The following is a 13,503-nucleotide window of genomic DNA, read 5'->3' on the forward strand; positions in this document are numbered from 1 at the left end:
ACCGATCGGCCACACCGAAGGGGCGTCCCGTCAAGGGGCGCCCCTTCGGCGTGAGTTCCGGCTTTCCGGGGTACCGCACTTCCGACAGATCGGGCCATTCGGCCGCATTCGTCAACCCTTAATTCGAAAAGCCACGTCGAACCATCCCCCGACCGGGTGACTAAATGTCGCCAAATCTTCACCGAGCGCTACTCTCGCCCTCGTGACCCACACTGCCCGCCGTATCGGCCGATCCCTCGCCCTGGTCCTGCCCGTCGTCCTGGTCCTGTCCGGGACCCTCGCGGTCACCATGGTCCCCTGGGCGGACAACACCCCCTCCCAGATCCTCACCGCGTCCGCCGAGGACGTCTCCGTCCCCGCGAAGCCGCGTGCCGCTCAGGACGTCCTGCGCGACAGGCTGTTGGGCGAGATGCAGCAGGGCGAGCAGCCGGGTGACGTGCTCACCCACCTCCAGCAGGAGGTCGACCGGCGGCCGTCGCTCGCCGAGCACTGCGCGGGCATCGCGCGGGCGCTCGGGCGGGCCGCGGTGGACGCCTACGGGCCGACGAAGGCGCAGTCGTTCGCGCGGCCGGTGTGCGACACCGCGTACGCGTCCGGCGTCGCCTCCATGGGCTGACGGCCGCCGCCGCCCACCGCCCTCGCCCGCACCTGTCTCTTATAACCATCCGACGCCGCCGACGATCTCCCCTGTGTAAGACTCGGTGCCTCGGGCGGACCGTGCCCCTGGACCTCGGGTCCCCGCTGGTCCGCCTCGCCGAGGCGGACCAGCGGGGACCCGAGGTCCAGGGGCACGGTCCGCCCGCGGGCCGCCGGGGCGGGCCGGGCGGGCGGTGCGGCGGGCGGTACGGCGGCCGCCCGGCCCGCGGTGTCCGGCCCCGCCGGGAGCAGGCGCTCCCAGCGCGGGGCGCGGCCCTCGGTCCACAGGGCGGCGCAGGTGCGCCGCAGGGCGGCGAGACCGGTGAGGCGGGGAGAGGAGGCCGCGACGGACAGGTGGGGGCGCTCGCGCAGGGTGTCCTCCACGAAGCCCGGCAGGCTGCCCGGGCCCAGCGTGACGAAGCTGCGGACGCCCGCCTCCTCGTACAGGCGGAGCGTCAGCTCGCGGAACCGGACCGGCTCCAGGAGGTGGCGCACCACGAGGCGGCGCACGTCGTCCGGGTCCGCGGGGAACGGCTCGCAGGTGGTCGCCGACCACAGCGGGCGCGTGCCCGGGCGCAGCGGCAGCCGCCCGAACGCCGCGCGGACCTGGCCGAGGTAGGGCTCCCACATCGGAGTGTGGAATCCGGAGCGGAAGGGGAGTTCCTGGCCGAGGACCCCTTCGGCCCGCAACCGGGCGAGCACGGTGGCCACTTGGCCGGGCTCCCCGCAGATCACCGACTGGTGGGGGCAGTTGTCGTGGCTGACCACCACTGCGTCGAGGCCGTGGAGCGCCGCTTCCGCCCGCCGGGTTCCGCATCCCAACGCCGCGTAGAGGAGGTCGGGAACCTTGAGCGACCCCGGACGCAGCGAGTCGAGGAAGAGGTCGGCCGTGTCCTCGGGATACATGCCGGCCGCGACCATTCCGGCCCACTCCCCCAGGCTGTGGCCCGCCAGCACATCGGCTTCGACGCCGAGCTCCGGCAGCGCGCGGGCCAGGAAGCGGCCGGTCGCGATCGCGTCCAGGGCCCGCTCCATCAGCTCGCCGCCCCGGCTCAGCCGCGGGCGCTCCAGCCCGAGCCGGTCCGCCACGTCGTCCAGTGCCGGGGTGAACTCCGGTTCCAGGCCCGGGAACAGGAAGGCCACCCGGCCACCGAGCGGCTGCGGTGCGAACCACACGTCCCCGCGCCCCCGCCAAGCCTTGCCGCGCGCCACCACCTTCGCGGCCAGCGCGAGGCGCTGGGGCGTCGGCCCCAGCACGGCGAGCCGGCACGGCCCCTCGCCACCGGACGCCGGGGAGCCGGCCGCGAGCCTGGCCGACAGTTCCGCCGCATCGGCCGCCCCGATCAGGAGCACGTCCTCCCGCTCGACGGTCCCCACCGGCGCGGCCGCGCCGCCCAGGGGCAGGAACCGCCGTACGGGCGCGGCCCGGTGCACGGCTCCGGGCGCCTCCTCCAGCACGACGTGCGCGTTGATGCCGCCGAAGCCGAAGGCGTTGACCCCGGCCCGGCGCGGAGCCGGTCCGCGCTCCCAGGGTCCGGCCGTGGTCACCGGCCGCATCCGGGTCCGCGCCAGGTCCGGGTGGGGTTCCTCCAGGTGCAGGGTCGGCGGCAGCACCCCCTCGTACACCGCGAGGGCCGCCTTGATCAGCCCGGCCATGCCGGAGGCCTGCATGGTGTGCCCGAGCATCGACTTCACGGAGCCGAAGCCGATACCGTCGCCGTCGCCGCCGCCCGCGCCGGGGGGACCGAACACCTGGGCCAGGGTGTCGAGTTCGGCCGCGTCCCCGACCGGGGTCCCGGTGCCGTGCGCCTCGATCAGTCCCAGGGCGCCGGGCGCCCGCGGGTCCAGGCCCGCTTCCCGCCAGGCCCGTTCCAGCGCTTGCACCTGGCCGGCGACCAGCGGGCTCATCAGGCTGGCCGCCTTGCCGTCGCCCGCGACGCCCGTGCCGCGGATCACGGCGTAGATCCGGTCGCCGGCCCGCTCCGCGTCCGCCAGCCGCTTCAGCAGCACCACGCCCGTGCCCTCGGACAGCAGGGTCCCGTCGGCCCGGCGGTCGAAGGGCCGGATGCGCTCGCTCGGGCTCAGGGCCCGCAGCTGCGTGAACACGCTCCACAGGGTGGCGATGTGGCAGTGGTGCACGGCCCCGGCGACCACCGCGTCGCAGCGCCCGCCGGCCAGCAGTCCCACCGCCTGGTCGACCGCCAGCAGCGAGGAGGCGCAGGCCGCGTCCAGGGTGTAGGCGGGGCCGCGGAAGTCGAGCCGGTTGGCGGTCCGGGCGGCCGTGAAGCTCGGCACGAGCCCGATCGAGGCGTCCGGCCGCTCCGGTCCCAGGGCGTCCTGGAAGGCGGAGCGCACGGCCGCGATCCGGCGTTCGCCCAGCTCGGGCGCGAGTTCCCGCAGGGTCTGCGCCAACTGGTGTGCTGTGCGCACGCGTTGGTCGAGGCGGGCCGTGGCCACACCCATGAATCCGCCGCGCCCCAGCACCACCCCGATCCGTGAGCGGTCGGCGGGCAGCCGGTCCTCGCCGCCCGCGTCGGCGATCGCCGCGGCCGTCGCGTGCAGGGCCAGCATCTGGTCCGGTTCGGCGCCTTCCACGGCGGCCGGCATGATCCCGAACCGGGTCGGGTCGAAGTCGGCGAGCCCGTCCACGAAGCCGCCGCGCCGGCAGTAGAACCGGTCGCCGGCCACCGGTCCGGAGGCGCCGGCCGGGTCGTAGTACACCTCGGGGTCCCAGCGCCCCGGCGGCACGTCGCCGATGCAGTCGGTGCCCGCGAGGAGGTTGCCGCGGTACTGCGCCAGGTCCGCGGCGCCCGGGAAGACCACGCCCATCCCGACGATCGCCGCGTCGGCCGGACGCGGGCCGCGCTGCCGCCGCCGGTCAGCCACGCTCCCCACTCCCCCCGGCCATCAGGACCACCTGTACGTCGCTCCCGTGGGCGAGTTCGGCGAGGAACGCGGCGGCGCCCGCCTCCGGCTCGATGAGCGGGATGCCGCGCCGGGCGTACGCACGGGCCAGTTCGGGGCTGACCATCCCGCCCGCCTCCGCGGCCCAGGGACCCCAGTCCAGGGACAGCACCCGGCCCGGGAAGGCCGCGCCGCCACCGCCGGTCGCCCAGGTGTGGGCGAGGGTGTCGAGGGCGTCGTTGGCGGCGGCGTAGTCGCTCTGGCCGCGGTTTCCGTACACCCCGGCCACGCTGCCGAACAGGGCCAGGAACCGGGGCGCGGGCGCCGTGCCGTGCTCGGCCGCGGCGGCGGCGAGGTGGCGGGCTCCGGTCACCTTCGTGGTGAACACCTCCGCGAACACGGCGGGTTGCTTGTCCCGGAGCAGTCCGTCGGACAGCGTCCCGGCGCCGTGCACGATGCCGTCGAGCCGCCCGTGCCGCGCCCGTACGTCGGCCACGACGGCCCGGACCGCCCGCTCGTCCGTGACGTCCGCGCAGTGGTAGCGCACGGAGGCGGCCACGGCGGCGAGGGACGACAGGGTGGCCCGCACCTCGCGCTCGGCGAGGATCCGCGAGGCCGCGGCCTCGATCTCCGCGGGGGTGCGCAGCCCGGTGGCGATCAGGGCCGCGCGCAGGGCGACCCGGTCGGCGGCGTGCCCGAACCCGTCGGCCTCGGAGGGGGGTTGGGGCGTACGTCCCATCAGCTCGACGTGGCATCCGGTGGCCCGGGCCAGCGCGAGGGCGGTCCGTGCGGTGATCCCCCGGGCCCCGCCGGTGAGCAGGACCACGGACTCCCGGTCGAGCGGGGGCCGTCCGCCGGCGGGGGCGGCGAGCGGTGCGGGCACCGGCCGGCGGGTCGTCCGTACGCCCTCGGCGGTGTACCCGACGGAGGCGGGGGCGGTGTCGGGGTCCGCGGCGGAGCCCGCGGCGTCGAGGGGGCCGGGCAGCTCGCAGCCCAGCTCGGCGAGGAGCTGCGCCGCGATCCGCTCGGGGTCCTCCTTGGGGTGGACGTCCACCGCGCGGATGAGCCGGCCGGGGAACTCCAGGGCGGCGCTGCGGGCGAAGCCGTGCAGTCCGGCCCCGGGGGTGCCGCCGTGCGCGGTGACCAGGAGGAGCCGGTCCACGCCCGCGGTCAGGGCCCGCCGCAGTCCGGGGAAGACCTCGGGCATCACGGGCACGGCGCCGGGCCGCAGGGCGGAGAGGTCGAGGACCGCGTCGAAGCCGGCGTCCGCCTCGGCGAGCTCCACCGGCAGGGCGCCGAGGGACGTCAAGGCCGCGGTGAGCGCGGGCGCGAGGCCCTGGCCGTCCCCGACGACACCGACGCGCAGGCCCCGCAGGGCTTCCGGGTTCCCGGGCGCCGCCGGCAGCGGCAGCAGGTCCACGCGCAGCCGGCTGAGGGGGGCCGCGGGGGCGGGCAGGGCCTGCCTCTTGCGCCCCTCAGACGCCTGCTCCGGGTCCTGCGCGAACAGCCCGCGGCAGCGCAGCAGGGCCAGCGCCGGACCCGGGTGGCCGGGCAGGGCCGTCGCCAGGCGCGCACAGGCGGCGCCCGCGGCCCGGGCCGTGTCCGGGTCCCCGCACTCCAGCGCGAGCCGGACGGCCTCCGACAGCGCCCAGGGACGGTCGAAGGCCACCGCCTCGTCCGCACCGTCCTGCAGTGCGGGCCGCAACGCGTCCACCGCGTCGCGCAGGCGGCCGTCGCGCTCCGCCAGCAGGGCCCGCGCCAGCAGGATGCGCGCGGAGTGCCGGCGGCCCGACCGCGTCGCGCAGGCGTCCGGCGCGAGCACCGCCAACTCCGCCCGTGCCGCCTCCTGTTCGCCGCGGTGCCCCAGGATCAGCGCGCGCAGTCCGTGCGTCAGCACCGGCAGCCAGCCGTCCGACACGGGCACGGCCCGCGCCCGTGCGAGCCCGGTCAGGGCCGCGTCCCAGTCGCCGAACCGGTAGTCGAGATCGGCCAGCAGGGCCTCCGTCACCACCAGCCGGCCCCTCGAACCGGTCCTGGCCGCCAGCTCCCGGGCCTCCCGCAGCGCGTCCGCGGAGACCCGCGGCTCGTCGAACCGCAGGTGGCCCTCCGCCTGGTTGGCGAGCAGCAGCAGCCGCATGTCGTCGGCCGCCGGGCTGCGCCGGGCGTGGGCGATCCCGGCCGCGATGTGGCTCAGCGATTCCCGGCCCCGGTTGAGGTGGAACAGCGCGAAGGACATGGCGTGTTCGGCCTCGGCCCCGCACAGCGGGTCGCCGAGCCGGGCGGCCTCCGCCACCAGCGGGCCGGCCAGTTCGCACGCCCGCGCGGGCCGGTGCAGATCGGCCAGTGCCAGCACCCGGCAGGCCTCCAGGCGCAGCCGCAGGCGGGGGTCGGCCACGTGCTCGGCCAGCGCTTCCTCGGTGACCTCCAGGGAGCGGGCCATGTCCCCCCGGATCATCAGCGCCGACACCAGCTTGAAGGCCAGCAGGGCCCGCCGCCCGGGGTGCGCGGTCCGCTCCCGCAAGCCCCGCAGGAGCTCGGCGGACTCGGGTCGGCGCAGCACCAGCGCGGCGTCCGCGAGGCCGTCCTCGAGGGCTTCGCGGAGCGGTCCGCCCCCGTCGCCCCCGCCGGCCTGCTCGGCCTGCCCGGCCTGATCGGCTTGCCCGGCCTGGTCCACGGCCAGGCGCAGCAGGGCGGCCGCCGGTTCGGGCGCCCGCCCGACCAGGGCCGGGGCGGACTCGGCCGTCCACCGCATCGCCCACGGCTCCAGCGCCCCGCCGCCGAGCAGTTGGCCGGCAGTGCGGACGGGATCGAGCCCGGCCCCGGCGAAGGCCCGCGCGGCGTCCTGGTGCAGGGCGGTGCGGGCCGCCCGGGGCAGGGCGGCGTACAGGGCGAGCCGCACCGCCGGATGCCGCAGCCGCAGGGCGCCGCCGCCCGTGCCTCCGGAGGTTCCCGGACCGGCCGCCGTTCCGGGACCGGCCGTTCCCGTCCGCGAGCCGGCCTGCGGGGACTCTGCGGGCTCCGCCTCCGGGTCGGCTTCCACCAGGCCGGCCAGCAGCGGCTCCTCCAGGTCCGCGAGCACCTCCCGCACCGGCCGCCCCCGTACGAGGGCCAGCTCGCGCGCGGTGAAGGCCGGGCCGAGCAGCGCCGCGTGCCGCAGCAGGGCCCCCGCGGCCGGGGAGAGCTGCCCCGCCTCCCGGGCCACGGCCGGCGGTGGCGGCGGCAGCGCCCCGACCGGCAGGGCCAGCTCCGCGCGGCCCCCGCCGACCTCGATCACCCCGGACCAGTGCGCGAGCAGCTCCCGCAGCAGCCGGGGATTGCCGCCCGCCTGCCCGGCGGCCTCGCGCAGCCGCGGGCCGGGCGCCGCCCCCAGCACCTCCCGGACCAGCGCGGCCGACTCCGCCCCGGTCAACGGCTCCAGCCGCAGCGTGCGCCCGCGCGGCCCGCCGCCCAGGTCCGCGCACAACCGCTCCACCTCGGGCCGCCGGGGCAGCGGCCGGCGGGCCGCCACCAGCAGCAGGGGCAGCCGCCGCGTGGCCCGGGCGAGCTGGTGCCACAGCAGCAGGCTCGCCGGATCGGCCCACTGGAGGTCGTCCAGGGCCAGCAGCAGCGGCCGCCCCGCGCACCACTCCTCGACGTCGGAGGCCAGCAGGTCCAGGGCCGCCAGCAGCGCCCCGTCGGGCTCGGCCGACCGCCGGGCCTCCCGCAGCAGGTCCAGCACCCGTGCCCGCCCGGGGCCGACAGGGTGCAGGCAGTTCAGTGCGGAGCGCAGCGGCAGCTCCGGGGCCGGCGCCTCGACGGCCCCGTACCGGACCCGGAAGTCGAGCGCGGCCGCCTGGGCCAGCGCCTCGCGCAGGAGCGCGGTCCGCCCCGCGCCCGCCTCGCCTTCCACGATCAGGCAGGCTCCTTCGCCCTCCGCGCCCGCCCGTACCCGTGCCCGTAGCTCTTCCCGGTGCTGCTCCCGCCCGACCCGCACGTCGGCGATCCCTCCGGTCGTCCGCGCCGTCCCCAGGATGGCAGCTCCCGCTCCGGTCAGCGCCGGGGAATTCGGCCACCCGGGGCCGAACTGTGCACTCCCGCCCGGTATTTGGGAATCCGTACCGTGATCTTCATGCCCGCGCCGACACCCGTTTCGATGACGAGCCCGTGGCCGTCCCCGTACACCTGGCGCAGCCGCTCGTCCACATTGGTCAGCCCGATGCCCGAAGAGGAGCCCGCGTGCTCCCCGGCCAGGATCCGGCGCAGCAGGGCCGGATCCATTCCGACGCCGTTGTCCTCGATGGTGATCAGCGCTTCCGCGCCCGCGTCCCGGGCGGCGATCGTGATCCGGCACTCCTCGGTGGAGTCCTCCAGGCCGTGCTTGACCGCGTTCTCCACCAGTGGCTGGAGGCACAGGAACGGCAGCGCCACCGGCAGCACTTCGGGCGCCACCTGCAAGGTCAGCTTCAGCCGCTCCCCGAACCGGGCCCCGGCCAGCGCCAGATACTGCTCGATGGACCGCAGCTCCTCGGCCAGCGTGGTGAACTCCCCGTGCCGGCGGAAGGAGTAGCGGGTGAAGTCCGCGAACTCCAGCAGCAGGTCCCGGGCCCGCTCCGGATCGGTCCGCACGAACGAGGCGATCGCGGCGAGGGAGTTGAAGATGAAGTGCGGGGAGATCTGCGCGCGCAGCGCCTTGATCTCCGCCTCCATCAGCCGGGTCCGCGAGCGGTCCAGCTCGGACAGCTCCAGCTGTACGGAGACCCAGCGCGCGACCTCGGTCGCGGCCCGCACCAGGACCGCCGACTCCCGCGACCCGTAGGCCACCAGGGCGCCCAGCATCCCGTCCTCACCGGTCAGCGGGGCCACCACCGCCCACTTCAGCGGGCAGCCGGGCCGCTCGCACTCGGTGCGCACGCTCTGACTGCGTCCCGAGTCCAGCAGTTCCGCCACCCGGACCATCGCGCGGCGCTCGTGGTGGTCGGCGCCGGGGCCGTCCCAGGCCAGGACGTGCGTGCGGTCCGTCAGGCACAGCGCCTCGGTGCCGAGCAGGGAGCGCAGGCGTTTGGCGGCCTTGCGGGCGGCGTCCTCGGTGAGGCCGGCGCGCAGCGGGGGAGCGGCGAGCGAGGCGGTGTGCAGGGTGTGGAAGGTGGCCCGCTCGACGGGGGTGCCCAGGTCGAGGCCGAGGGCTCGTTCGCCGCGCCGGGCCTGCCACCGGCCGCCCGCCCAGCCGGCGCCGAGCAGCAGCGCGGCCCCGGCCGCCCCCAGGATCAAGAGCACTGCTCCGGTCATGGAGCACCGCCCTTCCCGCCGTGCGCGCCGCCGCCCGCGCGGGCCGGCCCGTCACGCGTCACCTCGCGCACCACCTCGCGCGTCATGTCGCCCGCCACCTCACCGGCCACGTCCTCCGGCAGGTGCAGCCGGGCCAGGGTCGCCGCCGTCCCCGCCGGGATCCGCCCGCGCGTGCCCATCGAGACCACCACCATCGTCAGGAAGCCCAGCGGCACCGACCACACCGCCGGCCACGCCAGCAGCGTGTTCGGCCAGCCGGCCGGAGCCATCCCGGCCCGCGTCGCCAGCACCGCGCTCGGCGACGTGCGCAGCCACGAGCCCGTGGTGCCCTCCGGCGCCCGCCCGGGGCAGGTCGTGCCCGTCGCCGACTGCCGCGGCTGGTCCCCGGCCGGCTTCGCGGTGCTCCCGCGCGGCTTCCCTTCGCCGCGGGACGTCGACGCGGCCCACGACGGACCCGCGCCGCCGTCCCGCGGGGGCGCCGCGGCGAGCGGTAGCCGCGCGAGAGCACCGCGAAGCCAGCCCCTCGGCACCGCAGACCTCGGTCCCGCAGACGTCGGCGCCGCAGACCTCGGTCCCGCAGACGTCGGCGCCGCAGACCTCGGTCCCGCAGACGTCGGCGCCGCAGACCTCGGTCCCGCAGACGTCGGCGCCGCAGGCCCAGGTGCCGCAGACCTCGGCGCCGCAGGTCCCCGCCCAGTCGGCTCCCGGCGGGCCGGCCCCGGTGCCGCCCGGGTGGGACCCCCGGGCGTGGCAGACCCATCAGCTGCGCAAGCAGCGAACTGCCTCGGGCGCCTGGTCGCTGGCCCCGCTCGCCTGGGCCGAAGCCGCCCGGCCCGCCGTCGCGGAGCCGATCCCGGCCGCCGTGCTCGGCGCGGCCGTCGCCTCCGGCGTCGCCGTGGCCCTGCTGCTCGGCGACGGGCTGGGCCCCGGTCTGCTCCTCGCCGTCGTGCCGGCCCTCTTCGGCGCGTACCTCGCCGCCCGCAGGGCCGGACGCACCGCCCGCCCGTGGACCGCGGTCTGGGCGCTCGGCTGTCTCGGGCTGCTCGCCGTCCCGGCGCTGCGGGACTCCGCCTGGCCCTCCACGCTGGCCCTGTTCGCCGCCGTCCTGACCGGCGCGCTGGCTCTGCACGGCAGCCGCAGCTGGCCTGGCATCCTGCTCAGCCCCGTCGGCTTCGTCGACTCCGCGGTCCTCGGCGTGCGCTGGCTGTGGACCGGGGTGCGCTCGCGGGGCAGCGGGAACCGGGACCGCTGGCTGCCCGTCGTGAAGGCCGCCCTGGTGGCGGTGGCCCTGCTGGTGCTCTTCGGCGCGCTGTTCGCCTCCGCCGACGCCGCCTTCGCGGACGTGCTCAGCGGACTGACCCCCGACGTCAGCGGAGTGGACGGGCCCGTCCGCTTCCTGCTCTTCCTGCTGGGCACCGTCCTCGCGCTCGCCGTCGCCCGCACCGCCGCCGGGCCGTCCCGCTGGGACCGCATCGAGGTGGCGCCGGGCAAGGCGCGCTCCCGAGTGGAGTGGGCGCTCCCGCTCGTCGTGCTGAACCTGCTCTTCGCGGGGTTCAACGCCGTCCAGCTCACCGTGCTGTTCGGCGGCTACCGCGAGGTCCTCGCGGCCACCGGCCTCTCCTACTCCGAGTACGCCCGCCAGGGCTTCTGGCAGCTGCTCTGGGCCACCCTGCTCACCCTCGCCGTGATCGCGCTCGCCCTGCGCTGGGCCCCGCGCGGCGGAGCCGGCGACCGCCGGCTGGTGCGTGCCGTGCTCGGCACGCTGTGCGCGCTGACCCTCGTCGTGGTCGCCTCGGCGCTGCACCGCATGGACCTGTACGTGGACGCGTACGGGCTGACCCGGCTGCGCGTTTCGGTCGCGGGGATGGAGCTGTGGCTCGGCCTGGTCATCGTCCTGATCATGGCCGCCGGGGTGTTCGGCGCCCGCTGGCTGCCGCGTGCGGTCGCCGGGAGCGCGGTGGCCGCCGTACTGGCCTTCGGTCTGCTGTCCCCTGACGGGATGATCGCGGAGGGCAACGTCGCGCGGTTCGAACGGGCCGGCAAGATCGACCTGGCCTACTTCCAGTCCTTGTCGGCCGACGCGGTCCCGGGTCTGGACCGGCTGCCCGAGCCGCAGCGGTCCTGCGCCCTGCGCGCGATCAACGACGATCTGGCGGACGCGGGCGAAGTCCCCTGGTACGCCATGAGCCTGGCGGAGCGCCGCGCCCGGCAGATCCTGCGCGAGCGGCCGGTGAAGGCCTCGTACGAGGAGTGCAAGCGGCTGGGCACCTTCAGCACCCGGATCGAGTACTGATCCCGCGTACGGGATCACGTGGCAGGAGTACGAGGGCCCCGGCGCGGGATCTTCCCCGCGCCGGGGCCCTCGTACGGAACCTGCTGTTCAGGCCGCCGGACCGGCTTCGGCGGCGACCCCGTTGAGGGCCTCCAGGTCGCTCCTGCGCACCCGGATCACCAGCAGCGCGGTGACGAGCGCGACGCCGGCCATGGCCACGGCGGCGATGAAGGCGGTCGCGATCCCCCGGGTCAGGACGACGTCCCCCCAGGGGTCGGGCAGCCGCCCGGTCTGCCGGAAGAGCGCCGCCTGGGCCTGGTCGGCGTGCGCCATGAAGTCCGGGACCTGCTTCTCGGCCTCGTTCAGGCCGGCCGTGCCGAAGACGGTGACCAGGATGGACAGCCCCAGGGAGCCGCCGACCTGCTGGCTGGCGTTGAGCAGCCCGGAGGCCGCGCCGGCCTCCCGCGGCGCCACCCCGGAGACCGCTGTGAGGGTGAGGGTGACGAAGTTGAGGCCCATGCCGAAGCCGAACAGCAGCATCGGGCCCAGCACGCCGGAGAGGTACGAGCTGTCGGGTTCGATGAACGTCAGCCAGGCCAGCCCGATGCCGGTGAGCGCGGATCCGGCGACCATGAACGGCTTGGGGCCGAAGCGGGGCAGCAGGCGCTGCGAGAGCCCGGCGGCGGTGATGATGGCGACCGTGACGGGCAGGAAGCCGAGGCCCGACTGGATCGGGGAGAAGCCCAGTACGTTCTGCACGAACTGGACGATGAAGAAGAACATGCCGAACATCGCGGCGGCGAGGCTGAGCATGACCACGTACGTACCGGTGCGGTTGCGGTCGGCGAACATGCGCAGCGGGATGATCGGATCGGGGGCCCGGGACTCGATCAGCACGAAGGCGGCGAGCAGCAGCACGGCCACGGCGAACGAGCCGATGGTCAGGGCGTCGCGCCAGCCGTCCTGGGAGGCGCGGATGAACCCGTAGACGAGCGCGGCCATGCCGCCGGTGGAGGTGAGCGCGCCGGCGATGTCGAAGCGGCCGGGATGGCGCTCGGACTCGTTGATGTAGAGCGGGGTCAGGAAGGCGATCAGCAGGCCGATCGGCACGTTGACGAAGAGGACCCAGCGCCAGTCCAGCCACTCGGTGAGCATGCCGCCGGCGAGCAGTCCGATGGCGCCGCCGCCCGCGGAAACGGCGGCGAACACGCCGAAGGCGCGGTTGCGCTCGGGGCCCTCGGCGAACGTCGTGGTGATCAGGGCGAGCGAGGTCGGCGAGGCGATGGCGCCGCCGACGCCCTGCAGGGCGCGCGCGATGAGGAGTTGCCAGGGCTCCTGGGCGAAACCGCCGAGCAGGGAGGCCAGGGTGAAGATCAGGATGCCGGTCAGGAAGACGCGCCGGCGGCCGAGGATGTCGCCGGCGCGGCCGCCGAGCAGGAGCAGACCGCCGAAGGCGAGCGTGTAGGCGCTGATCACCCAGGACAGGTCCGTGGTGGTCATCTCCAGGTCGGTCTGCATGTGCGGGAGCGCGATGTTCACGATCGTCGCGTCGAGGACGACCATGAGCTGACAGGCGGCGATGACGGTGAGCGCCACTCCAGGACGCCCCTCGCGGCGGGCCGCGCCCGGTATTCGGGGTGTGGAGAGCTGAGGAGTCGTCACTGTGGATCCCCCCAAAGTGAAATAGTGAACTCGTGCGTTCACATCGAGCCACGGTAGGGAGCGGCCTTAGGGAACGCAAGCGTTCACTAAGGCTGTAAATACGTGCGAGGGACGCGCGGGCCGGGCGGAGGTACGGGAGCGATGGGTTCGCGCTGGTCGCAGGCGCCCGGGGTGCGCAGGCGCGGGCCCGAGCTCGAACGGGCGATTCTCGACGCCGCGTTGGAACAACTGGGCACGGTGGGCTGGAACGCGCTCACGATGGAGGGCGTGGCCTCCGGTGCGCGCACCGGAAAGGCGGCGCTGTACCGGCGCTGGCCCTCGAAGACGGACCTGGTGGCCGACGCGCTGCGGACGCGGCTGCCGCCGCTCGACCAGATCCCGGACCTGGGATCGGTGCGCGAGGACCTCTTCGCGCTGTGCGTGCGGATGCGGGACGTCATGCGCTCGCGCGCCGGGCAGGCGCTGCAGGCGGTGCTTCACGAGTGCGACCACGCTCATGCGCGCCGGTTCCACGGCCTGATCTGGTCCGGCCTGCACGAACCGGCACACCGGTTGATCGGTGAGCTGGTGAGGCGCGGAATCGACCGTGGTGACGTGCGGCCGGACGCCACTGGCCCGATCCTGGTCGAGGTCATTCCGGCGGTGATGATGTACCGCGCGAAGGTGTGCGGAAGTGAATGGCAGGACGCGGACATCGCGGAAATGGTCGACGAGGTCATGGTGCCGCTGCTCAGGGTGTGAGACGGCTGTCTCCTATACCCATC

At 75.7% G+C, this 13,503-nt stretch carries 7 protein-coding genes and 1 pseudogene; 3 read left to right on the forward strand and 5 right to left on the reverse strand.

Going from position 1 to position 13,503, the window contains the following annotated elements; all coding sequences use genetic code 11:
• Nucleotides 1-202 precede the first annotated feature (202 nt).
• Nucleotides 203-616 (forward strand): hypothetical protein, encoded by a 414-nt coding sequence (locus DRB89_RS39675; protein WP_112452737.1) that lies wholly within the window; start codon nucleotides 203-205, stop codon nucleotides 614-616.
• On the opposite strand, the gene DRB89_RS39680 is transcribed toward DRB89_RS39675, so the two are convergent.
• The 4 genes and pseudogenes from DRB89_RS39680 to DRB89_RS39695 form a co-directional block, all read right to left on the reverse strand.
• A complete protein-coding gene (locus DRB89_RS39680; protein WP_239516611.1) occupies nucleotides 535-3,522 on the reverse strand; it encodes a type I polyketide synthase in 2,988 nt (995 codons plus the stop codon). The two genes, DRB89_RS39675 and DRB89_RS39680, sit on opposite strands and share 82 nt — an antisense overlap.
• Complete coding sequence (locus DRB89_RS39685; protein WP_162688921.1) at nucleotides 3,515-7,513, reverse strand: SDR family NAD(P)-dependent oxidoreductase; 3,999 nt, start codon at nucleotides 7,511-7,513, stop codon at nucleotides 3,515-3,517. The genes DRB89_RS39680 and DRB89_RS39685 overlap by 8 nt, the downstream gene beginning before the upstream one ends.
• A gap of 56 nt (nucleotides 7,514-7,569) precedes the next feature.
• Nucleotides 7,570-8,805, reverse strand: coding sequence for a histidine kinase (locus DRB89_RS39690; RefSeq protein WP_112450371.1), 1,236 nt, complete (start codon nucleotides 8,803-8,805; stop codon nucleotides 7,570-7,572).
• Nucleotides 8,802-9,101, reverse strand: a pseudogene (locus tag DRB89_RS39695) (cation acetate symporter); the annotation flags it as partial. The gene DRB89_RS39690 and the pseudogene DRB89_RS39695, both read right to left, overlap by 4 nt.
• A gap of 365 nt (nucleotides 9,102-9,466) precedes the next feature.
• Between DRB89_RS39695 and DRB89_RS39700 the strand changes: the two are divergent.
• On the forward strand, nucleotides 9,467-11,098 hold the full coding sequence (locus DRB89_RS39700) for a DUF4173 domain-containing protein (RefSeq protein WP_239516613.1): 1,632 nt from the start codon (nucleotides 9,467-9,469) through the stop codon (nucleotides 11,096-11,098).
• A gap of 87 nt (nucleotides 11,099-11,185) precedes the next feature.
• Here the strand turns inward: DRB89_RS39700 and DRB89_RS39705 are convergent, their stop codons facing one another.
• Nucleotides 11,186-12,739: an MFS transporter gene (locus DRB89_RS39705; protein ID WP_112452748.1), complete on the reverse strand. Its 1,554-nt coding sequence runs from the start codon at nucleotides 12,737-12,739 to the stop codon at nucleotides 11,186-11,188.
• A 141-nt stretch (nucleotides 12,740-12,880) separates the two neighbouring features.
• On the opposite strand from DRB89_RS39705, the gene DRB89_RS39710 reads away from it, so the two are divergent.
• Entirely contained in the window at nucleotides 12,881-13,480 is a 600-nt protein-coding gene (locus DRB89_RS39710) for a TetR/AcrR family transcriptional regulator (protein WP_112452749.1), read from the forward strand.
• The last annotated feature ends 23 nt before the right edge of the window (nucleotides 13,481-13,503 follow it).

Origin of the sequence: Streptomyces sp. ICC4 (assembly GCF_003287915.1) — a bacterium.
Taxonomy (GTDB): domain Bacteria; phylum Actinomycetota; class Actinomycetes; order Streptomycetales; family Streptomycetaceae; genus Streptomyces; species Streptomyces tritrimontium.